General features: G+C 65.5%; 18 protein-coding genes and 3 pseudogenes. 11 read left to right on the top strand and 10 right to left on the bottom strand.

The genetic code is table 11. The features are described 5' to 3' along the window. Positions 1-42: 42 nt before the first annotated feature. Positions 43-291: pseudogene (locus tag HV744_RS05250) on the bottom strand (SDR family oxidoreductase); the annotation flags it as partial. On the opposite strand from HV744_RS05250, the pseudogene HV744_RS05245 reads away from it, so the two are divergent. Then, positions 285-452: pseudogene (locus HV744_RS05245) on the top strand (2-keto-3-deoxygluconate permease); the annotation flags it as partial. The pseudogenes HV744_RS05250 and HV744_RS05245 sit on opposite strands and share 7 nt — an antisense overlap. 124 nt (positions 453-576) lie before the next feature. Here HV744_RS05245 and HV744_RS05240 read toward each other — a convergent pair. Next, positions 577-789, bottom strand: a pseudogene (locus HV744_RS05240) (GNAT family N-acetyltransferase); the annotation flags it as partial. A gap of 119 nt (positions 790-908) precedes the next feature. After that, positions 909-2354 carry an NAD-dependent succinate-semialdehyde dehydrogenase gene (locus tag HV744_RS05235; RefSeq protein WP_175148464.1) on the bottom strand — a complete coding sequence of 482 codons (1446 nt, stop codon included), beginning with the start codon at positions 2352-2354 and terminating at the stop codon, positions 909-911. 380 nt (positions 2355-2734) lie between these two features. Between HV744_RS05235 and HV744_RS05230 the strand changes: the two genes are divergently transcribed. After that, positions 2735-2938, top strand: a complete 204-nt coding sequence (locus tag HV744_RS05230) for a cold-shock protein (RefSeq protein ID WP_007181784.1) — start codon at positions 2735-2737, stop codon at positions 2936-2938. 77 nt (positions 2939-3015) lie between these two features. On the opposite strand, the gene HV744_RS05225 is transcribed toward HV744_RS05230, so the two are convergent. Both HV744_RS05225 and HV744_RS05220 read right to left on the bottom strand, forming a co-directional pair. After that, positions 3016-4374, bottom strand: coding sequence for a TrkH family potassium uptake protein (locus HV744_RS05225; protein WP_217469093.1), 1359 nt, complete (start codon positions 4372-4374; stop codon positions 3016-3018). Next, positions 4371-5030, bottom strand: coding sequence for a potassium channel family protein (locus HV744_RS05220; protein ID WP_175148463.1), 660 nt, complete (start codon positions 5028-5030; stop codon positions 4371-4373). The genes HV744_RS05225 and HV744_RS05220 overlap by 4 nt, the downstream gene beginning before the upstream one ends. Positions 5031-5170: 140 nt before the next feature. Between HV744_RS05220 and HV744_RS05215 the strand changes: the two genes are divergently transcribed. The 4 genes from HV744_RS05215 to HV744_RS05200 all read left to right on the top strand — a co-directional run bounded on the left by HV744_RS05215 (position 5171) and on the right by HV744_RS05200 (position 9560). Then, positions 5171-5563, top strand: a complete 393-nt coding sequence (locus HV744_RS05215) for a hypothetical protein (RefSeq protein ID WP_175148462.1) — start codon at positions 5171-5173, stop codon at positions 5561-5563. A gap of 247 nt (positions 5564-5810) precedes the next feature. Further along, positions 5811-7232, top strand: coding sequence for a hopanoid biosynthesis associated radical SAM protein HpnJ (hpnJ, locus tag HV744_RS05210; protein WP_175148461.1), 1422 nt, complete (start codon positions 5811-5813; stop codon positions 7230-7232). After that, positions 7229-8389, top strand: a complete 1161-nt coding sequence (gene hpnI / locus HV744_RS05205; RefSeq protein WP_175148460.1) for a bacteriohopanetetrol glucosamine biosynthesis glycosyltransferase HpnI — start codon at positions 7229-7231, stop codon at positions 8387-8389. The genes hpnJ and hpnI (HV744_RS05205) overlap by 4 nt, the downstream gene beginning before the upstream one ends. A 127-nt stretch (positions 8390-8516) precedes the next feature. Beyond that, positions 8517-9560: a flippase-like domain-containing protein gene (locus tag HV744_RS05200; protein ID WP_246278948.1), complete on the top strand. Its 1044-nt coding sequence runs from the start codon at positions 8517-8519 to the stop codon at positions 9558-9560. Between the two features lie 17 nt (positions 9561-9577). On the opposite strand, the gene HV744_RS05195 is transcribed toward HV744_RS05200, so the two are convergent. Together HV744_RS05195 and HV744_RS05190 are read right to left on the bottom strand one after the other, a co-directional pair. Continuing rightward, entirely contained in the window at positions 9578-10987 is a 1410-nt protein-coding gene (locus tag HV744_RS05195) for an ATP-binding protein (RefSeq protein WP_175148458.1), read from the bottom strand. Beyond that, entirely contained in the window at positions 10984-11643 is a 660-nt protein-coding gene (locus tag HV744_RS05190) for a response regulator (RefSeq protein WP_175148457.1), read from the bottom strand. The genes HV744_RS05195 and HV744_RS05190 overlap by 4 nt, the downstream gene beginning before the upstream one ends. A gap of 342 nt (positions 11644-11985) precedes the next feature. Between HV744_RS05190 and HV744_RS05185 the strand changes: the two genes are divergently transcribed. The 3 genes from HV744_RS05185 to hpnK are packed head-to-tail and all read left to right on the top strand — an operon-like array spanning position 11986 to position 14452. Continuing rightward, complete coding sequence (locus HV744_RS05185) at positions 11986-12342, top strand: hypothetical protein (RefSeq protein WP_175148456.1); 357 nt, start codon at positions 11986-11988, stop codon at positions 12340-12342. A gap of 12 nt (positions 12343-12354) precedes the next feature. Next, positions 12355-13641, top strand: a complete 1287-nt coding sequence (gene hpnI, locus HV744_RS05180) for a bacteriohopanetetrol glucosamine biosynthesis glycosyltransferase HpnI (protein WP_175148455.1) — start codon at positions 12355-12357, stop codon at positions 13639-13641. Next, positions 13631-14452: a hopanoid biosynthesis-associated protein HpnK gene (gene hpnK, locus HV744_RS05175; RefSeq protein WP_175148454.1), complete on the top strand. Its 822-nt coding sequence runs from the start codon at positions 13631-13633 to the stop codon at positions 14450-14452. Before hpnI (HV744_RS05180) ends, hpnK begins: the two co-directional genes overlap by 11 nt. Before the next feature lie 15 nt (positions 14453-14467). Here hpnK and HV744_RS05170 read toward each other — a convergent pair whose 3' ends face one another. The 3 genes from HV744_RS05170 to HV744_RS05160 are packed head-to-tail and all read right to left on the bottom strand — an operon-like array spanning position 14468 to position 20041. Beyond that, complete coding sequence (locus tag HV744_RS05170; RefSeq protein ID WP_175148453.1) at positions 14468-17518, bottom strand: efflux RND transporter permease subunit; 3051 nt, start codon at positions 17516-17518, stop codon at positions 14468-14470. Then, a complete protein-coding gene (locus HV744_RS05165; RefSeq protein ID WP_175148452.1) occupies positions 17515-18651 on the bottom strand; it encodes an efflux RND transporter periplasmic adaptor subunit in 1137 nt (378 codons plus the stop codon). The genes HV744_RS05170 and HV744_RS05165 overlap by 4 nt, the downstream gene beginning before the upstream one ends. Continuing rightward, on the bottom strand, positions 18641-20041 hold the full coding sequence (locus HV744_RS05160) for a TolC family protein (RefSeq protein WP_175148451.1): 1401 nt from the start codon (positions 20039-20041) through the stop codon (positions 18641-18643). The genes HV744_RS05165 and HV744_RS05160 overlap by 11 nt, the downstream gene beginning before the upstream one ends. A gap of 256 nt (positions 20042-20297) precedes the next feature. Here HV744_RS05160 and HV744_RS05155 point away from each other — a divergent pair, with 256 nt between their 5' ends. Together HV744_RS05155 and HV744_RS05150 are read left to right on the top strand one after the other, a co-directional pair. Continuing rightward, on the top strand, positions 20298-20957 hold the full coding sequence (locus HV744_RS05155) for a response regulator (RefSeq protein ID WP_175148450.1): 660 nt from the start codon (positions 20298-20300) through the stop codon (positions 20955-20957). Continuing rightward, positions 20957-22321: an ATP-binding protein gene (locus HV744_RS05150; RefSeq protein WP_175148449.1), complete on the top strand. Its 1365-nt coding sequence runs from the start codon at positions 20957-20959 to the stop codon at positions 22319-22321. Before HV744_RS05155 ends, HV744_RS05150 begins: the two co-directional genes overlap by 1 nt. Positions 22322-22469: the final 148 nt, after the last annotated feature.

The raw sequence follows: 22469 nt of genomic DNA, 5'->3' as shown, positions 1-22469 counted from the left end.
CCAGGCGCGAGAGCATACCGCGTCGTGCGCGCTTCTGCCGAGCTAGCGTGCCAGCCAGCCGCCATCCACCGCCAGTGTATGCCCATGCACGTAGTCCGACGCGCACGAGGCGAGAAATACGGCAGGCCCCGCGAGATCGTCAGGCGTTCCCCAGCGGCCCGCCGGAATGCGGCCGACAATCTCTTCGTTGCGCTGCGCGTCGTCGCGCAACGCCGCCGTGTTCGCGGTCGCCATGTAGCCGGGCGCGATCGCGTTCACGTTGATGCGTTGCGCGGCCCATTCGTTCGCGAGCTACCGCGATGGTCGCGACGGCCTGTCTGGTGACCGCGATTCTCGTGCCGATTCTCACCGCGCTGTGGGTGCGCCGGCATCAGGCGAGCGATGCGTTGCGTGAGGAGTTCGTGGCGGCGGCGCAGGCTGCGCCGCTCAATGAGCGGGACGCGCGCGTTTGAGCTTGTTGGCCGGGATGGTCCGTTCGCGGTCGATTGCGGCGTGAACGGGCCATCTATGACGGTGCGCTGATTAGCGCTTCAGCTTCTCTTCGAGCATCGCCTTCACGCCAGGCCATTCGTCATCGATGATGGTGCCGGCCTCGCATCCAGCGAGTGCGGTCGCGAGGTAGCCGTCGATGGTGTCCGGTCCCGGCACCACGGTCAGCTTCATGTTCCAGAGTTGCCCGTGCGCGGCGGCGTCGGGCAGCGCTTGCGCGTGCTCCCGTTGAAGCGGCCGGAGTTCGACGGTCGTGCCGGTCAGCGTGGGCTGCATGAGTTCAAGCGTGGCTTTGTCCATGGCAATAAAAAAGGTCCGCGAGCGTTGACTCGCGGACCCGGTACAGTGATTCGAAACAGTGCGGGCTAACAGGCTCGCGTCAATTTGCCTTAGCTTGCCTTGGCCCGCCCTTGTCGGCCTTAAACGGCCATCACCGACACCGCCTTGGTGACCAGATAACCTTCCATCGCTTCCGGACCGCCTTCCGAACCGTAGCCCGAATCCTTCACGCCGCCGAACGGCATTTCCGGCGACGGCGTGGCCGGCTGGTTGATCCACAGCATGCCGACTTCCATCTGCTGCGACAGCAGATGCACGTTGCTGAACGACTTCGTGTACGCATAGCCGGCGAGGCCGAACGGCAGACGGTTGGCTTCGGCGATCGCTTCTTCGAGCTTGTCGAAGCCGCGAATCGCGGCGACCGGGCCGAACGGTTCGTTGTTGAACACATCCGCTTCGAGCGACACGTTGGTCAGCACGGTCGGCGCGAAGAAGTTGCCTTCGGAGCCCACCCGTTCGCCGCCCGTCTCGACCTTGGCGCCGGTCTTGCGCGCGTCGTCGAGCACCTTGCTCATTGCGCTGAGGCGCCGCGCGTTGGCGAGCGGCCCGAGGGTCGTGCCTTCCGCGAGACCGTCGCCGAGCTTCAGGCTTTCAGCGTGCTTGACCAGCGCCGCGGCGAATTCTTCGCGGATGCTGTTGTGCACCAGGAAGCGGGTCGGCGAGATGCAGACCTGGCCTGCGTTGCGGAATTTCGCGGCGCCGGCTGCCTTCACAGCGAGCGCCACGTCGGCGTCTTCAGCGACGATCACCGGAGCATGACCGCCCAGTTCCATCGTCGCGCGCTTCATGTGCGCGCCGGCCAGGGCGGCCAGTTGCTTGCCGACCGGCGTCGAGCCGGTGAACGTGACCTTGCGGATCACCGGATGCGGGATCAGGTAGCTGGAGATTTCGGCCGGGTCACCGAACACGAGGCCGACCGTGCCGGCCGGCACGCCGGCTTCGACGAACGCCTGCAGCAGCGCGGCCGGCGACGCCGGGGTCTCTTCCGGCGCCTTGACGAGGAACGAGCAGCCGCAGGCGAGCGCCGCGCTGAGCTTGCGCACCACCTGGTTGACCGGGAAATTCCACGGCGTGAACGCCGCGACCGGGCCGATCGGCTCCTTGAGCACCAGTTGCTGCGCGGCGAGGTTGCGCGACGGCACGATCCGGCCGTACACGCGGCGGCCTTCGTCGGCGAACCATTCGATGATGTCCGCGGCGGCCAGCGCTTCGCCGCGCGCTTCGGCGAACGGCTTGCCCTGTTCCTGCGTCATCAGGCGGGCGATGTCGGAGGCGCGCTCGCGCACCAGCGCGGCGGCTTTGCGCATGGTCGTCGCGCGTTCGTTGGCCGGGATCTTGCGCCATGCTTCGAAGCCGCGTTGCGCGGCTTCGAGCGCGCGGTCGAGATCGGCGATGCCGGCGTGGGCCACTTTGCCGATGGCCTGGCCGGTGGCCGGGTTGATGACGTCGAGGGTCTTGCCGCTGGCGGCGTCGCACCATTCGCCGTTAATCAGAAGACGGGTATCGGTATAGCTCGAAGTGGCCATGCTGGGTTCCTGTAAGTGGAATAAACGACAGGCCGCGCGGTCGCGGAGCAACGAATCCGGACCTGCGCAGCCATGGATGGACTGCCGATAGCAATCATCTTATCTGATTGCGCGCGATCGCATCGGCGGCCGGCCCGGTCTCCGCCCGACTCCGGCGCGCGGCACGCGGCTTGCGGCGCGGCAGTCGCGGCGACACAAAATCTGTCGAAGCGGCGACGCGCAAACAGGCGTAAAGTCAAGCAGCAGTGGCAGGAACCGGCGCGGGCCAGCCGCCGTGAACTGTGCTGACGCCGGCAAAATCAGCGCGCGGCAAGGTTCGCAAGCGGCAGGCCAAAGACGGTGAATACAGCCTGATCAACCCAGATGCACGAGGAATCGACATGCCAACCGGTACAGTGAAGTGGTTTAACGACGCGAAGGGCTTCGGCTTCATCACACCCGATGACGGTGGCGAAGATCTGTTCGCCCATTTCTCGGAGATTCGCTCCGAGGGCTTCAAGTCGTTGCAGGAAAACCAGAAGGTCAGCTTTGAAATCAAGCAGGGGCCGAAGGGTAAGCAAGCGGCGGATATCAAGCCGGTTTGAAGGAGCAGGGTGGCCGGTTCGTACGCCGCGTGGCGTGGGGCCGGCTGCGTCGGGTCGACGCGGCGAGGCCAATCGCCTCAGCCCAGGTACACCCGGCCTTCAGGATAGCGCAAGCGGCTTGCCATGTTGCGCGCCAGCGTCAGACCCAGTGTGAGCGGGCCAATGCGTCCAATGAACATCATCACAGTCACGATCATTCTTGCGGGGTCATGCAGTTCGCCAGTGATGCCTCGGGATAACCCTACCGTCGCAAGTGCGGAGACGGTTTCGAATAGCAGATCGAGAAATGGCTGGGTCTGAATCACGGTGAGTGCGAAGGTGCCAAATACAACGATGCTTGAACTGATAAAACACAAGGCTAGAACTTTGAGAACGTCGGCCGTGGGGATCGTCCGGCCGAAGGCGCTCGGGGAGTCCGATTTTCGCAGGAACGCCCACGTCACGATTGCGAGCACCATGAAAGAGCTGACCTTGATGCCGCCGGCATTCGACGTGCTTCCGCCGCCGATAAACATCAGGCCGACAAACAGTAGCGTTGTGCTGTCATGGAGCGATGCGATGTCGATCGTATTGAACCCGCCCGAGCGCGTCATCGCCGATTGAAAAAAAGACGCCAGCAGCCGATTGGCGACGCTCGCCTGCAAACCCAGCGTCTTCGGGTTGTGCCACTCCAGTAGCGCGAAGCCGACGAACCCCAGAGCCAGCAGCACTGCCGTACCGGCCAGCGTGAGCCGGCTGTGCAGGCTGAGGTAGGTCCAGCGGCGACGCGCGCGCAGATCATCCAGAACGCTGAAGCCAAGACCGCCGACGATGACCAGCGCGGTAATCACCAGATTGCTCCACCAGTCGGTCGCCCAGCGTGTCCAACTATCCGGGAACAGAGAAAAGCCGGCGTTATTGAATGCGGAAATCGCGTGAAACAACGCGCAAAACAAGCCCTCGGACCAGCCGAATGGCGGCACGAAGCGCGCCGCAAGCAACACGGTCCCGATGGCTTCCATGATGGCCACGACGCCGGCGATCATTCGCACCAGCCGCATCAGGTCCCCCAGCGAGGTTTGATTCAGATCCTCTTTAAGCAGCATCTGCTGGCGGATGCTCAGGCGCAACCCCAGCAACGACAGGACCATCACGGTAAAGGTCATCATGCCAAGCCCGCCGAGCTGGATCAGGACCAGCAGAACCACCTGCCCGAAACGGGTGAGCCCCGTTCCGACATCGATGACACTAAGTCCTGTTACCGTCACGGCGGATGTCGCCATAAACAACGCGTCAATCCAGCGCAGGGGCTGTGTGGCCGAGATCGGCAAACTCAGGATCGCCGCGCCGGCAATGATGAGCCCAGCGAACACCAGGGCTAATACCACGGTCGGTGGCAGACGAAGGATCGATGACGCGCGGGTCCCCCATGGCGAATGAAAAGACCAATGCTTCAAAGCTTCTCCCGTGAGAAACGCCGCAGCGCGGCTATGCGTCCGAGCAACACTAGCCGGTCGTCGCGCGACAACAGAAGATCCGCCCCGGCACGGGTCGACACGCTGCCTGCACGCTTGAAAGCCAGCACCTCGATGCCGTAGCGTTCCTGTAACTGCAATTCGCTCACCGAATGCCTGTCGAGCTGCTCGGGAACTTCGAATTCCACCACGTAATCATCGTCACCCAGCGCTATGTAGTCGAGTACATGCGGGTAGATCATGGTGCGGGCGACATGCACGCCGACATGGTGCTCGGGGTTGACGATGCGATCGGCGCCCAGCTTCTCGAGAATGAGGTGGTGTGCCGGTGAGGTGGCTTTGACCCAGACCTGCTGCACCCCGAGGTTCTTCAGCGCCAGCGTACAGAGAATGCTGGATTCAAGATCCTCGCCGATTGCGACGACCACGCCGTCATATTCGGCGAGCCCGAGATTGCGAAGGGTCCGTTCGTCGCGACCGTCGCCGATGACAGCGTGCGATATCTCATCGGCGACAGGATTGACCCGGGCCTCGTCTTCGTCGATGCCGAGGACTTCGTTGCCCAGACTTTCGAGCTCTCGGGCCACCGTGCTGCCAAAGGCGCCGAGCCCCACAACCGCGTATTTATGTTTGCCCATGGGTCACGCGCTGGGTCGAGGTGAGTCCGGCCATTCTACAACCACGGGTCCCGCTCTTGACTCGGGCGTCCTGTACCGCGAATGTGGCACGATCATGTCAAGCGCCGGCGCGGCGCGGCCTGCCGAAAAGCGAGGAATTAGTGAACAAGGACAGCGCATACAAGGAGATAACCGATAACGGTGGCGAACCTTATGCGAGGTTCTTCGCCGCGCAGAACCCCGATCATCCGCTCACGCCGTTCTGCCATCGCTATCTGTTCGAAAAGGATCTCCAGGCGCGAACGGCCGCGCACGACGAAGAGCGCGGCTTCGCGCTGAAGTCGCTCGCGCAGATGGAGTCGTCGTCGCATCTCGCGCAAGCGGCGGCGAGCGCATCGCGCGATGCGGCCACGGCCGCGCATACGTCGGCGCTGAGCGCACGGCGCTCGGCGTTCTGGACCATGATCGCGGCGATCGCCTCGGCACTCGGCGTAGTGGTAAACGCTGCCCTCAATCTTGGCTGGCTCGATTGGGCAAGACATATTGTCCGCTGAGCCAGAGACAGCACGCGTATCACCGCGCATTCCAATCCATCTAACATATCTGAAAGACAAGCGCTCGCCGCTCGAAACTAAAGATAAGAACAATGCCGCTGGCAGCGGGAACGCAGTATTATCCTTCAGGTTTCCTTCAGCTTTGCTCCGTACCATTTGCGCCACTTACTCGCCACGCCGCGAGCAATGGTTCCGATAGTTTCCCGACAGAAAATTGAAAACGCCGCTCAGGCTTGCTGGAGTCCCCATGAAAACTCTGTTCTTGCAGGCTCCGTCATACGACGGTTTCGATGGCGGCGCGGGTTCGCGCTATCAGGCCAAGCGTGAAGTCCGCTCGTTCTGGTATCCGACGTGGCTCGCGCAGCCGGCCGCACTCATCCCCGACAGCCGCGTGTTCGACGCAACTGCCAACGGCGCGTCGGTGAACGACACGCTCGAGCTCGCGCAGCAATATGATCTCGTCGTCATTCACACCAGCACACCGTCCTTTCCCACCGACGCGCTGTTTGCGCAGGAGTTGAAGCAACGCAAGCCGTCGATCCTGCTCGGCATGGTCGGCGCCAAGGTGGCGGTCGATCCGCACAACTCGCTCGCCGCGACCGAGGCGATCGATTTTGTCTGCCGCGAAGAATTCGATTTCACCTGCAAGGAAATCTCCGAAGGCGTTCCGTTCGCGCAGATCAAGGGCTTGAGCTATCGCGCGGCGGACGGCTCGATCGAACACAACGAGGCACGCCCGATCCTCGAAAACATGGACGAGCTGCCGTTCGTCGCGCCGGTCTACAAGCGCGATCTGACGATCGAAAACTACTTCAACGGCTACCTGAAGCATCCGTACGTCTCGCTCTACACGGGCCGCGGCTGTCGCTCGAAGTGCACGTTCTGCCTGTGGCCGCAAACCGTCGGCGGTCACCGCTATCGGGTGCGTTCGGTCGAGAACGTGCTCGAAGAGGTCAAATGGATTCGCGACAACATGCCGGAAGTCAAGGAGATCATGTTCGACGACGACACGTTCACCGACTTCAAGCCGCGCGCGGAAGAAATTGCGCGAGGCATGGGCAAGCTGGGGGTGACGTGGTCGTGCAACGCGAAGGCGAACGTGCCTTTCGCGACGCTGAAGATCATGAAGGAAAACGGCTTGCGCCTGCTGCTCGTCGGCTATGAGTCCGGCGACGACCAGATCCTGCTGAACGTCAAGAAGGGCTTGCGCACCGACATCGCGCGGCGCTTCGCGAAAGACTGCCGCACGCTCGGCATCAAGGTTCACGGCACCTTCATTCTGGGCTTGCCGGGCGAGACGCCGGAAACGATTCAGAAGACCATCGAGTACGCGAAAGAGATCAATCCGCTGACGATCCAGGTGTCGCTCGCCGCACCGTATCCCGGCACCACGCTTTACAACCAGGCGGTCGAGAACGGCTGGCTCGCGGAGAACAAGGTCATCAATCTCGTCAGCAAGGAAGGGGTGCAACTGGCGGCGATCGGCTATCCGCACCTGTCGCGCGACGAGATGTACCACCAGCTCGAAAACTTCTACAAGCGCTTCTATTTCCGCCCGTCGAAGATCTGGGAAATCCTGCGCGAGATGCTGACGAGCTGGGACATGATGAAACGGCGCTTGCGTGAAGGCGTCGAGTTCTTCCGCTTCCTGCGCGCCCACCAGGCGTGAGCGCCACGCACCTGCTCGCCGTCACGCTGGCCTGCGCGTGCGCGGCGGCGGCGGTGTTCGGCATCGGCTACACGGTGCTGGCCGGCGTGCTGATCGGGCGCTTCTTCGCCCGGCCAGTGTCCGAGCCGACCAGCTTTCCGCCGGTGACGATCGTCAAACCGCTGCACGGCAAGGAGTGGGCGCTGCTCGCCAATCTGGCGAGTTTCTGTAAGCAGGACTATCCGGGGCCCGTGCAATTCGTATTCGGCGTGCACGACTCGGCCGACCCCGCGCTGCAAACCGTCGACGAACTGCGGCGGCTGCATCCGGAAGCGGACATTACCGTGGTGGCCGATGCGCGGCTGTACGGCCCGAACCGCAAGATCAGCAACATCCTCAATATGCTGCCGCATGCGCGGCACGACGTGCTGGTGTTCGCCGACAGCGACGTGAGCGTCGGGCCCAGCTACCTGAGCAACGTGATCGGCGAATTACAGAAGCCCGGCGTGGGGCTCGTCACCTGCGCGTATCGCGGACAACCCGATCCGGGTTTCTGGCCGCGCCTGTCGGCCAAGGCCACCAACTACCAGTTCCTGCCCGGCGTCGTGACCGGCCTCGCGCTCGGGCTGGCGCGGCCGTGCTTCGGGCAGACCATCGCGATGCGGCGCGCCACGCTCGAAAAGATCGGCGGCTTCATGCCGTTCGTCCATCATCTGGCCGAGGATCACGCGATCGGCGAGGCGGTGCGCATGAACGGCGAGAAGGTGGTGATTCCGCCGTTCACGATTTCGCATGCGTGCGTCGAGTCGAGCGCGACGCAACTGGTCGTACATGAGCTGCGCTGGAGCCGCACGATTCGCCGGATCGATCCGCTCGGCCATCTCGGTTCGGCGCTGGTTCATCCGCTGGCGTTCGCGCTGCTCGCCATCGCGTTCTCGGCCGGCGCGATCTGGGCATGGTCGCTCGCGCTGGCCGCGATGCTCGCGCGGCTCGCGCTGAAGTTGCTGTCCGACCGCGCGTTGCGGCAACCGTGCCGCGATCTGTGGCTGCTGCCGTTATGGGATATCGTATCGTTTGCGATTTTCGTTGCGAGCTTCCGGTCATCGCGGGTGACCTGGCGGGGCTTCAGCTTCAAGGTGGACGGCGACGGTCTGTTGTCGGCGGCACAGGATGAATGATGGATGAACGGCAAGTTGGGTTGGCAATAATGCACGGTTTTTTCGAACAGCGGGGTGAGGGCAACACGGACGTAGTGAGCGCGGCTCTGAGCGCGGCGGTGCAGCGTACGCGCGAGGTGGCCGCGTGATGAAGCACTTCGGCCGTGTGGCCGCGCTGGTTGGGTTGCTGCTGTCGCTGTGGCTCGTCTGGCGGGACAATCCCGGCGCCGTGCTCGGCGCGCTGCGGGCCGCCGGCGCGGGCCTGGTGGTGGCGGCGCTCGCGCACGTGCTGCCGATGCTCGCCAACGCGTGCGACTGGCGCTCGCTGATTCGCGGCGCGAATCGCCCCAGCCTGCTGCAGATGCTGCACGTGGTCTGGGTGCGCGAATCGGTCAATAGCATGCTGCCGGTCGCGCGGATCGGCGGCGAAGTGGTGGCGTTCCGCATGCTCAAACGTTGGGGCGTGCGGCCGCCGACAGCGATGGGCAGCATCATCGTCGACATGCAGCTCACGGTGATCAGCCAACTGCTGTTCACGATGGTCGGCATCGGTTTCCTGTTCGCCCACGCGCACTCCGACACGCTGCGGCTCGCCGGGCAACTGGCGTGGGGCGTGGTGGTGCTGGCGCCGCTGCTGCTGTTGTTCGCGCTGGTGCAGCACGCGAATCCGTTCGAGCGCGTCACGCGCGCACTCAATCACATGACGAGCGGCAAGCTCGCGACGCTGGTCGGCCAGTCGGCGCAGATCGATCAGTCGATCAAGCTGATCTGGCGGCGGCGCGCCGTGGTGCTGCGCTATCTGTTCTTCTGGCAGCCGCTGCAATGCTTCCTGACGTCGCTCGAAATCTGGCTCGCGCTGCATTTCCTCGGCGTGCAGGTCACGCTGGTCGAAGCGGTCGTGATCGAATCATTGATCCAGGCGATCAGCAGCGCGGCTTTCTTCGTGCCCGGCGGGCTGGGCGTGCAGGAAGGCGGCTTCATTCTGATCGGCGGCGCGCTCGGCCTCGATCCGTCCACCTGTCTGGCGCTGGCCGCCGCGCGGCGGATTCGCGACCTGCTGATGTTCGTGCCCGGGCTGATCGCATGGCAGTTCGCCGAGTCGTCGAATCGCGTGCCCGAGCCTGCGCCACGGGGCGCGCGCGTGGAACGTGCCGAAGCACGCTCCGCCGTGGGCGAGACGAGCCGGCACTAGGCCGGCTTGCCAGCGCGTCAGTGCGCTGGTGCCTGCGCATAGGCGGGAAACGATACCTCGACCGCAAGACCCCGTTCGCCGATCCCCGCGCCAAGACGCAACCGCGCGCCGAAATGCTCGGCGATGCGCGCGACGATCGACAGGCCCAAGCCGCTGCCGGTGGCCTGATTGCCGGTTGCGCGGAAAAAGCGGTTCGTCAGACGCGCAAGATCGTCCGCCGCGACGCCGGGGCCGTCGTCGCGCACGGTCACCTGCACGCGGTCGTCGGCATGCTTGACCGCGACTTCGATGCTGCCTCCGGTGCGCCCGTACTTGATCGCGTTATCGAGCAGATTGTCGAGCAGGATGCCGATCAGCACCGGCTCCGCATTGATCTCGGCGCGCATGTCGCCGACCAGCATCACGCTGATGTTCTTCTGCTGCGCGTTGCGTTCGTTCGCGAGCAGCGTGTTCTTCGCCACGGTCGCGGGCTTGAGCGGCGCCGTCGACAATTTCTCATGCACGTCCAGCCGTGCGAGCAGCAGTAACTGCTCCGCGAGCCGCGCACTGCGATCCACGCCTTGGACGACGCGTTCCATCGCGAGCCGCTGCAACGCCATGTCCGGTTCGGCCAGCGCGACTTGCGCCTGCACCTTGATCGCGGCGAGCGGCGTCTTCAGCTCATGGGCGGCGTCGGCGGTAAACGCGCGTTCACGCTCCAGCGAATTCAGCAAACGCGACAGCATCAGATTGATCGCATCGACGAGCGGCCGCACTTCGAGCGGCGCGCGGCCGATGTCGACCGGCTCCATCCGGTTGATGTCGCGCGAGCGGATCGCGCCCGACAGCACCTGCAGCGGCGCCAGACTCCAGCCGATGCTGAACCACACCAGCAGCGCCAGCACCGGCAACGCGATCAGGGTGGGGCGCGCGATCCGGCTGGCGACGCCGCTCACCAGGTCGCTGCGCGTATTGGCCGGTTCGAACACGCGCACCGTGTGGCCGAGCGCGGTGTCGCGCAGCGTGAACGAGTGATACCTCTGGCCGCCCAGCGTGATGTCCTGCGCGCCGCTGACGGCCGGCACCGGCAGGTCCCACGCGTCGAGCGTGCGCAGTTGCGGGCTGCCCGCGAGCACTTCGCCGTTTGCGTTACGCACCTGGAAGAGGGCGTCCCGCGGCAGCGAGTCATCGTCATCGAGATCGTTGGCGCCGGGGTCGCCGCCTTTTTCTTCTTCGCGCACGTCGATGCGCGCGTTGGCGAGCGTGGTCAGATTGGGCTGATCGAGCAGCGCGAGAATCTGCGCGAGTTCCGCGAGGCGCGCCTCTTCCCATTCGCCGACTTCGCGCGTGGCCTGACGATAGCTCGACACCAGCGCGATGCCCCACATCAGCACGATGCTGGCGAGCACCAGCAGCACGAGGCGCCGGCGAATCGACGCGCCCATCATTCTTTCTCCACCACGTAGCCGATATTGCGCACGGTCTTGATCAGCCCCGCGCCGAGTTTCTTGCGCAGGTTGGACACGTGCACCTCGATCGCGTTGCTTTCGATTTCTTCCTGCCAGCCATACAGGCTTTCTTCGAGCCGCGAGCGCGACTGCGGAATTCCCTGATTGATCAGCAACTGCAACAGGATCGCCCATTCGCGCGACGTGAGCGGCACGCGCGTCGTGCCCACTTCGACCGTCTGCGCGGCCGGATTGACCGTCAGGCCCTGATAGCGGATCAACTCGACGCTGCGGCCTTGCGCGCGGCGCAGCAAAGCGCGGCAACGCGCGATCAGTTCGGTCAGGTCGAAGGGCTTGCCGAGGTAGTCGTCGGCGCCCGCTTCGAGACCGCCGACCCGGTCGACCACCGTGCCTTTCGCGGTCAGCACCAGCACCGGCACGTCCTTGCCGGCGTCGCGCAGCCGCCTGAGCAGTTCCATGCCGGATACGCGCGGCAAACCGAGATCGAGTATCACCAGCGCGTACTCAGTGGTGTCGAGCGCGAGGCTGGCCTTGTGGCCGTCGCGTGCCCAGTCGACCGTGAAACCGGCTTGACGCAAGCCCGCTTCGACACCGCAGCCGATCAGGTCGTCGTCGTCTACGAGTAGTATGCGCATTAATGTAGGGGTTCCATTGGGGTGTTCATTGCATAATGGCAAGCGTTATTATGCAAGCGCCGCTTCGGGCATCCGAAGTTTAACCATGCTGTTCATTAAGGGCTTTATACCGTGCCGATGCTTAAGGATTCCTTCAGCTTGAATCGATACTATCGCCCCTCAACAGACCCCGGTCGCGCGGCCATGATGAGCATGCGGCACATGCGTTTTGTCAGGGCATCGCAGCCTGATCGTAAGCACATCGACGGAATGCGCTGCCGGCGTTTTTATGCCGGCGGATTGCGTCGATGGATCACGCCAATGAAGCGCGCACTGCATCCCGTCAGGTCACGAGACCACGTTATGAAGCCAGTCACCATCGACATGTTGCGAGCCCATCTGCTGGTCGCCTCGCTCACGGCCGTGGGCACCGAGGCGGTGGTCTGCGTCGCGCTGCCGGTGTTGCCAGTGTCGCAGCAATTCTTCGAGTCCGCATCGTTCCGTCTGCTCGCGATCGCGCTGATCGTCGGCGGCGTGATCGTCGCGCGCGAGTTCGCGCAGGCGGCTTTCGCGCTTGCCATCGACCGGCACCACGCGCTGCCTGTCAACCGGTCCGCGTTGCCGGTCGAGTTTGCGGTGACGCCGGATTGTCCGCGGCGCTGGCTTGTCATCCTTCATCTGCGCCTGGCGGGCAAACCGTTCGTGCTGGCCGGGCACTGACGGATACGGGCGATGGCGGCGCACGCGTTGACAGCATGCCTATGGATCCTGCTGGCCGGCTGCACCGGCGCCTCGCTCTACGCGACGCTGGCGGCGGTGGCGATGCCGTTCTTCAGCGCGCGTCGCAAGGCGGCGGCTCATCCAGGCCATTCCTCTCAATCCCCTGATGCCGCCGCGTGCGTGGCGCAGCCGCCGCATCCGTTTGTGCAGGTCGGCGTCAGCGTGCTCAAACCGCTGTGCGGCGCGGAGCCGCGTCTCTACGAAAATCTGCGGACCTTCTGCGATCAGCGCCATGGACATTTTCAACTGGTGCTCGGCGTGTCGTCGCCGGACGATCCCGCGATTGCGGTGGTGCGCCGTCTGCAGGCCGCGTATCCGGCGCGCGACATCGAGCTCGCGATCGATACGCGCGTGCACGGCAGCAACCTGAAGGTCAGCAATCTGATCAACATGGCGGAGCGGGCCCGTCACGACGTGATCGTGATCGCCGATAGCGACATCGCCGTCGAAGCCGATTATCTCGACAGCGTCGCCGCGCCGCTCTCGGATCCGCGCGTGGGCGTCGTCACCTGTCTGTACACCGCGCGGGGCGTCGGCGGGTTCTGGCCGCGTGTGGGCGCGCTGTTCATCAACGAGTGGTTCGCGCCGTCGGTGCGGGTCGCTCACGCGGCGGGCTCGCGCCGCTTCGGCTTCGGTGCAACGCTCGCGTTGCACCGCGCGACGCTCGAGCGCATCGGCGGTTTCGCCGCGCTGAAAAACTGTCTCGCGGACGATTACTGGCTAGCCGAACACGTGCGCGCGTTGGGACTGCAAACGGTGCTCTCGCGCGTGATGGTGGCCACCGATGTGATCGAGCCGACTTTCGCCGCGCTGTGGCTGCGTGAAACGCGCTGGCTGCGCACGATCCGCTCGGTGAACCCGTTGGGCTTCGCGTCGCTCGTCATCACGTTCGCGACGCCGTGGCTGCTGACCGGCGCGTGGCTGACCAGCTCGTTCGCGACGGGTTCAGGCGATCACTCGCATGCTGTCGCCTCGCTCGCGAGCGCGGCCGGCACGGCGGCCATCCTGGGCGCGCGCCTGTTGCTGCATTGGCGCGCCGCGCGTCATCAGCGCACGTTCTGGCGCGACCTGCCGCTCGTGCCGTTACGCGATATGCTGCTGGCGCTGCAATGGCTAGCCGGCGCGTTCGGCTCGCATGTGATGTGGCGCGGCGTGCGTGTGCCGGTCGAGACGTCGGCGGGGGCGCGCAGTTCTCGCCTGAACGTGATGGATGCGATGGAGACGTCGGATGGCGGCTAAGCCACGCGGGCTGATTGTCACCGCCGACGATTTCGGCCTGCATCAGCGCGTGAACCAGGCGGTCGAGTGGGCGCATCGCGATGGCGTGCTGAGCGCGGCGAGCCTGATGATCGGCGCGCCGGCCGCCAGCGACGCGGTGGCGCGTGCTCGCGAGCTTCCGCAATTGCGGGTCGGTCTGCATCTGGTGCTGGCCGACGGCGCGGCGCTCATGCCGCGCGCGGCGATTCGCGCATTGCTCGACGAGCATGGCCGTTTCGGCGACAACATGGTGCGCGACGGCGTACGGTTTTTCTTTCTGCCGCATGTGCGCAAACAGCTCGCGCGGGAGATTCGCGCACAGTTCGACGCCTTTGCGCAAACCGGGCTGACGCTCGACCACGTCAACACACACAAGCATTTTCATCTGCATCCGACCGTGCTCGGATTGATCCTGGCGATCGGCCGCGAATACGGCATGAAAGCGATGCGTCTGCCGTTCGAGCCGAACGCACCGTGGTGGTTGAAGCCGTGGATCGCGCAGGTGAGGGCGCGGCTCGACCGCGCGGGCATCGCGCACAACGATTACGTGGTCGGGATCGCCGGCAGCGGACGCATGGACGAGGCGGCGTGGCTCGCGGCGCTTGCCGACCTGCCACACGGCGTGGCCGAGATCTATTGCCATCCGGCGCTGGCCGGCGAGTCCGCGTTGAGTCACGGCATGCGCGATTATCGGCATGCCGATGAGTTGCGGGCGCTGCTGTCGCCGAAGGTGGCCGCCGCGATTCGCGCGTTGGGCGCGAGGGTCGGCGGATTTGCCGATGTGCTGACGTAGCGGGTTTGGTCTGCGCTAGATAGCCTGCTTCTTCATCAGCAACTTCAGCAGCACCGGCAACAACAACAGCACCAGCGGCAACTGAACGATCAACCCTGAAATGATCGCAATCGCGAGCGGCTGCTGCATCGCCGAGCCTTGCCCCAGCGCGAACGCCAACGGCAGCAGCGCGAGGATCGCGGCGATCGTCGTCATCGCGATCGGACGCAGGCGATTGCGGCCGGCGCTCAGCAACGCCTCGTCGAACGGCATCTCTTCATCGCGCGCCAGCCCCTGCAACTCCGACACATAGAAGATCGCCACTTCGGTGACGATACCGATGATCATCGTCATCCCCATCATCGCGGAGATGTTCAACTCGATGCCGGTGATCCACAGACCGATGAATACCGCGCCCGCCGCCAGCAACGGCATCGCCATCACCGCCAGCGCGACGCGAAAGCGCTCGTACAGAAACAGCAGCAAGCCGAACACCAGCGCAATCGCCGCGCCGAACACGGTCAGCAAGCCCTTGAACGCGATCTGCTGTTGCTGGTACAAGCCGCCCAGCTCGTAGTAGACGCCCGTCGGCAGCAAGCTGCCGTCGCCGAGCGCCTTCTGCACGTCGGCGATGGTCGAGCCCAGATCGCGGCCGTCGATACGCGCGGTCACCGCGACCATCCGCTTCAGGTTGTCGCGGCTGATTTCCGGCTGGCCTGTCACCGTCACCTGATCGGCGACGCGATTCAGCGCGAACAGATGCCCGTCCGGCGCGCGCATCTGTAACTGGCCCAGTTGCGTATCGGTCAGCTTCATCGCGCCGGCCGCCCGCACGCGCACGCCGACCGTTTTCGGCCCGCTCTGGAACTGCGTCGCCACATTGCCTTCGACCATGTCGGACACGGCCTGCGCGATCGCTCGCGGGTCCATGCCTTCAGCGGCAGCCGCGGCCGGCAGGATGTGCAATTCGAGCGCGTCGCCGGCCGGGTTGATGCCGTCGTTCACGTCCACCACGCCCTGAATCTTGCCGATCCGCGCGGCGACCTTGCGCGCGGTGGTGTCGAGCGTGTTGGCGTCGTCGGAAAAGATCTTGATCTGGACCGGTTGCGGCACCGCGGTCAGGTCGCCGATCAGATCCTCCATCAACTGCGCGAGTTCGATACTCACGCCGGGCACCTGCGCTTCGACCTGCGAGCGGATTTCTTCCATCACGGTGTCGATCGGCTCGCGCTGGCCGGACTTCAGCCGCACGAAGAAGTCGCCCTTGTTGGGCTCGTTCAGATCGCCGCCGAGGCCCGCGCCGGTGCGGCGCGAATAGGTCGACACATTCGGATTCGCGCGGATGATGCTCTCGATCTGCTTCATCAGCCGGTCGGTCTCGGTCACCGAGGTGCCAGGCTCGGTGTGATAGTCGAGCACGAAGCCGCCTTCGTCCATGCTCGGCATGAAGCCGCTGCCGACCCGCGTGAACGCGAACGCGGCCACCACGATCAGCGGCACGAGGCCGAGCAGCACCAGCACCGGCCGCGTGGTGACACGCTCGACCAGCGTCGCGTAACGCCGGTTCATCCACGCGGCGAAGCGGGTTTCCTGATGCTCCTCGGCGTCTTTCGGTTTCAGCCAGCGGTCGCACAGAATCGGCACCGCGAGCCACGTGACGAGAAACGAAATGAACAGCGCGCTGGCCATCGTCACCGAGAGCGCCTTGAAGAACGCGCCGGTCACGCCCGACAGAAACGCGAGCGGCACGAAGATGATCAGCGTCGCCGCCGACGAACCGGCCAGCGGCCGCGTGAATTCGAGCGCCGCCGCCATCACGCGGCCGTGAAACGCGCGCGCGCCGGCTTCGCGCATGCGCCGCACGATGTGCTCGATCATCACGATCGCGTCGTCGATCACGAGGCCGACCGCGGCGGCCATGCCGCCGAGCGTCATGATGTTGAAGCCCATGCCGAACACGTCGAGCAGCAGGATCGTCGCGGCCATCACCACCGGCACCAGTGCGACGGCGATCGCGGTGATCTTCCAGTTGCGCAGGAACGCGAACAGCGTCAGCGCCGCCAGCACCACGCCGATCATGATCGCGTCGCGCACGCTGGTGGCCGACGCGATCACCAGTTCGCTCTGGTCGTACCAGTTCGACAGATGCACGCCCGGCGGCATCTGCTGCTGGAAGTTGGCCAGCCTCGCGCGAATCGCCTTGGCCATCGCCACGCTGTTCGCGCCGGGCTGCTGAAAGACGTTGAGCAGCACCGCGTCCTGGCCGTCGGCGGTAACGCGCATCCATTGCGGCACCACCCCCTGGCGGACCGTCGCGACGTCGCCCAGACGAATCTGCGTCGCGCCGTTGGCGGACACCACCACGTCGCGCAGTTCGTCGAGTTGCGTGATGGTGGTGTTGGTGATCACGAGGTACAGCTTGTCGTGATCCTCGATGCGGCCGTTGGCCATCAGCACGTTGCTCGCGCCGATCGCCTTCGAGACGTCGGCGAGCGACAGCTTGTACGCGGCGAGGCGCGCCGGATCGATCGCGACTTCGAACTCGTCCTGTGCGCCGCCGGTCACGTCGACCCGCGCGACGCCTTCCACCGACGACAGCAACGGCCGCATCTGGAACTGCGCGAGATCGCGCAGCGCGGACAGCGACTGCTGCCTCGACGTGAGGCTATAGGCGAGCACCGGAAACACGGTCGGGTCCATGCGCCGCACCTGCATCGAGGTGCCTTGCGGCAGCGTCGCGAGAATCTCGCTGATGGCCGACTGCGCCTGCAACGTGGCTTGCGCCATGTCGGTGCCCCAGTCGAAGTTCAGCGAGATTTCCGCCGCGCCGCGGCTGGTCCTCGACTGGACGTCGCGCACGTTCGGCACGCGGCGCAGCGCTTCCTCGACCGGCATCGTGACGAGCGTGGCCATCTGTTCGGCGGGGCGGTCGCCCGCGTCGAGCGAGACCACCGCGCGCGGAAACGCGACGTTCGGGAACAGCGAGATCGGCAGACGGAACGCGGTCAGTGCGCCCGCGATCGCCAGCAACGCGATCACGAACAGCAGCGAGCGCCGGTGCGCCTGCATCCATTGACCGAAATTCATCGCGGCGCGCCTCCGCTGAGTCGCACCGCCATGCCGTCCTTCAACTCATAGTTGCCGCTGATCACGAGCCCTTGGGCAGCGTCGAGCCGACCGTCCACGCCGTATTGGCCGCCGTTCTCGACCTGGATGGTCACCGCGACGCGGCGCGCCTTGGTCTGCGGCGTGATCTGGAATACGTACGCGCCTTGGTCGTCCTTCAGCACGGCCGCGCGCGGCACGATCCAGTGCGTGCCGGGGCGGGTCGCGATCTCGGCGCGCACGCGCGTGCCTGGAATGAACGGGCTCTGGCCGAGCGGCACGTTCGCGCCGACGTCCACTAACTGGCTCTGCGGATTGACGGCGGCGCCGACCAGCGCCACGCGGCCATTGACCAGCGTGTTCGCGAGCGCGGTGGACAGGCCGCGCACTGTGAGCGCGTCGCCCGCGTGAATCGCGCCGGCGTCCGACGGCTCGACGCCGAGCATCAGGTTCGCGCGCGCATCGCGGCCATTGCCGGCGGCCAGTTGCAGGATCGCGGCGCCGGCCTGCACCTGGTCGCCCTGAGCTGCCGACAGTAGCAGCACCACGCCGTCGAGCGGCGCGGTCACGACCTTGTTGCCGCTCGCGACGCCGGTCTGATTCTGCGCGGCGAGCGCCTGCTGCGCGTCGTCGGCGGCCTTGCGGGCGCTCGCGAGTTGCGACTGCGTGGCGAGTCCCTTGTCGTACAGCGACTGGGTGCGCGCGAGCTCGCCTTGCGCGAGCGTCACCGCGCTCTTCGCCTGGGTCGCGGCGAGCACGGCGGCCGGATCGGCCTGCACGACGAACAGCGGCGTGCCGCGCGTGACGGTCTGGCCGGACTGCACGCGCATCTGCACGATGCGCGCGAGGTACGGCAGATTGATCGTCGTGAGACTGGCTGCGGATGCCGCGACGATGCCGAAGCCGCGCACCGGCTGCGCGATCTCGGCGCGCTGCACGCGAACGGTTTGCACGGAGACGGCGGGTTGGTTGGCGGTGTCGGCTGCGGCGGGGCTATCGGCGGCACTGGCCGCGCTAGCAGCATGAACGGCCGCGCCCAGCAGTGCGGCGCAGGCGAGCGCGAGCGCAACAGCAACGACGCGTGGCCGTGGCGTTGGGAGTGGGCTATTTCGCATGAGTATCGATGAAGTTCTGAGCGCAGGAGAAGGCGTCGGGAATCGCGCTGCCCAGCAGCGCCTGCAAGCCGACGCGTTGTTCGGCGAGCGACTCGCGCAACGTCGCGACGTCGACACGTTTGCTGAGCGCGGCGCTTTGCGCGTCGGTGTATGCGCCGAGCGCGAGGTTGTGTTCGGCGTAGGCGGCCGCCGCATGCTGCGCGGCGATGTCGACATCGGGCAACGCGGCCTCGGTCTGCTGCAATTGCCGCGTGAGGATGGTCTGGTCCGCGCGCATCTGCGCGACGTCCGCGTAGGCCTGGTTCAGGCGCGTTTGATATTCGTCGCGCAGCCGCTGGCGCGTGGCTTTTTCGATCGCGACGTTGCCCTGGTTGCGGTTGAAGATCGGCAGGCTCAGGTTGATCTGGAAACCGCTGGTGTAGATGTTCGACGTGTCGCGCGCCCGCACGAAGCCCACCGACAGGCTCGGAAACTGGCTCAGAATCGCCGCGCGATATTTCTGTTCCTGCGCTTCGTAGCCTGCTTGCAGCGCGATGAGATCGGGACGGCGTTGCGCAAGTGAGGCGAGCGCCGCGTCGAGCGTGGGATCGGTCAGCGGGGCGATGTCTTCGCTACCGGTCAGTTGCAGTTGAACTTCGGGTGCGAGGCCGAGCAATGCGTTCAGATCGTGATGCGTCTGCTGCGCGGCGCGTTCGGCGTCGGCGTATTGCTTGCGCGCGTCGCTATATGCGGTGAGCGCGGCGCTCAGCGTGTCGTCGGTGAGGTTGCCGTCGCGGCGCGCTTCGGCCATCCGTTCGTAGCGCGTGCGCGCGAGCTCGCGCTGTTGTTGCAGCAGCGGCAGCGTGTCCTGCTGGAAGCGCGTCTTGATGAACAACTGCCGCGCTTGCGCGACGATCTGCCATTCCTGCCATAGCAGGCCGAGATCGGTCTTCGCGACGGTCGCGTCGGCGGATTGCCGGTTCGCGCTGCGCAGCACGATCGCCATCACGTCGACGCTCAGGCCATAATTGAACGCGCGCGTGGCGCCGGCAGCGCCCGGATAATCGCTCGACACGCTCAGTTGCGGATCGGGCAGCAGGCCCGCCGAGTAAGCTTGCGCGCGGGCGATGCCGAGATCGTCGCGGGCCAGCTTGAGCTCGGGATTGTTGGCCACTGCGAGCATCGCGACTTCGTCGATGTCGAGTCCGTCGGATGGATCGAAGCGATGCGCGGCCAGCTCGGGCAGCGGCATGCGCGACGCGTCGATCTGGATGCGTTCGAGCGAATGGGCGGAGGTGGCCGTGTTCTGCGGCGCGAGCGGCTCGCGGTGGTACCACGTGCAGCCGCCCAGCAGCAGCGCGCCGAGGGGCACGAGCGCGCGCAACTGTGGCGACAGGCGGACAGCCGCCATAGCGGCATCGAAAACGGGCAAAATCCGGCTCCTGAATGAAGAGATGACGCAACCGCGAGCGGACGCCTCGAAACTGGGGCGATTTTGCGGATGAGGTGCTTAAGTAACGCTTAACATGAATTTCAGCGTTCAGCGTCGCCTAAGCGTCCCTTCAGTAACCCGCTCGGGTAGCCATCAGCTAACCATCAGGCAGCCATAAGGCAGCGTTAAGCTGGCGGCCCGGACAATGCGGGCAAAACTGGACGGAGGAGAGCACATGCGGCTGCTATTGGTCGAAGACGACGAGATGATTGCGGAAACGGTGCTGGGCGCGATGCGCCGCGCCGGCTATGCGATCGATTGGGCCGAAGACGGCCGCGCGGCGGAGTTGTCGCTGGGCAACGGCGTATACGACCTCGTGCTGCTCGATCTCGGCTTGCCGAAGAAAGACGGCATCGACGTGCTCAATGCCTATCGCAAGAGCGGCGGCGCTGCGCCGGTCATCATCCTGACCGCGCGCGACGCCGTCGACGAACGCATCCGCGGCCTCGACGCCGGCGCCGACGACTACCTGATCAAGCCGTTCGATCTCGACGAACTGGCCGCGCGCGCGCGTGCGCTGTTGCGCCGGCGCACCGGCCAGAAGCAGCCCGTGTATGCGCACGGCGAACTCACGCTCGACCCCGCGGCGCACGAAGTCACCAGGGACGGCGCGCCATTGCCGCTCGTGCCGCGCGAATTCGCACTGCTGCAGGCGCTGATCGAAGAACCCACGCGCGTGTTCACCAAGGCCGAGCTGGAGGAAAAGCTGTATGGCTGGGGCGAGGAAGTAGGCAGCAACACGATCGAGGTCCACGTGCACAGCTTGCGGCGCAAGATCGGCGCGGAGCAGGTCGTGACCGTGCGCGGCGTGGGCTACCGTCTGAAGAGGTGTTGATGACGTCGATTCGCCGCTGGCTGCTGGGCTGGCTGATCTTTGGCATGGCCGCGGCCTCGGCCGTGGCCGGCTTCGCGATCTTTCACACGGCGCGCGACGAAGCCAGCGAGCTGTTCGACTACGAGCTGCGCACGATAGCGTTGTCGTTGCCGTCGAACCTGGCCGGCGCGGGCGACGGCGAGCATCGCAACCCCGACCTGGGCGGCTTGGCCGACGACCGGGTCGTCATCGAAATCTGGGACCGTGGCGGCGAGCTGATCTATCACTCGATGCAGGCGCCGGTGTTCGCGCGCTTGCCGGCTGGCTTCAGCACGGTCGAGCGCGGCGACTACCACTGGGGCACGTTCGGCGTGGATCAGAAGGACCGTTATGTGCAGGTGGCGCAGCCGATCTCGGTGCGCGAGGACCTCGCATTGCAACTGGCGCTGCACACGCTGTGGCCGCTTGCCGTGCTGGTCCCGGTGACGATCGTGCTGGTGCTGCTGGTGGTGGCGCGCGGGCTCGCGCCGATCGGCGGCCTGTCACGCGCGCTGTCGACCCGTTCGATCGATTCGCTCGAGCCGCTGCGTCTGGACGGCACCGTGCCGGTCGAAATCAAGCCGCTGGTGGAAGCGCTCAACGATCTGCTGCAACGGCTGCACACCGCGTCGCAAGCGCAGCGCACCTTCATCGCCGATGCCGCGCACGAGCTGCGCTCGCCGCTCGCCGCGCTCAAGCTGCAATTGCAGGCGGCTTCACGCGACGGCTCGTTGAAGGGCGAGGGGCAGACGCTCGAACGCGTCGAGGGACGCGTCAACCGGATCATTCACCTGGTGCAGCAATTGTTGACGCTGGCGCGCGAAGACGCGCATCCGGTGACGTCGACGGTGCCGGTCAGCTTGCGCCGGATCGGCGAGCAGGCGGTGGGTGATCTGTCGCTGCTGGCGGAGACGAGAGAGATCGATCTCGGCCTCGAATGCGAAGGCGCGCGCACGCCCAACGACGCTTACACGGTGCTGGCCGAGCCGCACGGGATGAGCGTTCTGTTAGGCAACCTGATCAATAATGCGATCCGGCATACGCCACGCGGCGGCCGTGTCGATGTGATCCTCAAGCGCGCGGGCGCGCGGGTCGGGTTCGATGTCGTCGATAGCGGCTCGGGCATCCCGGAGGCCGAACTCGAACGCGTGTTCGACCGCTTCTATCGCGGCGAGCAAGCGCAGGGCGAGGGCAGCGGCCTCGGCCTCGCGATCGTGTCGCGGATCGCCGAGCGGCATCAGCTTGGACTGTCGTTGCGCAATAACGAGGGCCGGCCCGGCTTGTGCGTCGCGGTGTTCGGACTGAAGGCGCATGATGCCGAGGCGCCCGTCGCGCTCAGAATTTGACGATGTTCCGGCGGGGCGTGCAGGCCGGGAACATCGCCTGTCGGCGTATCTGGGGGCGCCGTCGCGGCGGCACGCGAATCCGGCGTTGCCGGGTTGTCACAAGCGCATTTCCACACGCTGCTACAATCTGTTCTTTCTCGATCGATTG

The organism is Paraburkholderia ultramafica (assembly GCF_902859915.1).
Classification (GTDB): Bacteria; Pseudomonadota; Gammaproteobacteria; order Burkholderiales; family Burkholderiaceae; genus Paraburkholderia; species Paraburkholderia ultramafica.
The sequence above is the reverse complement of the archived record's forward strand: the minus strand, read 5'-3'. Positions and strand labels throughout refer to the sequence as shown.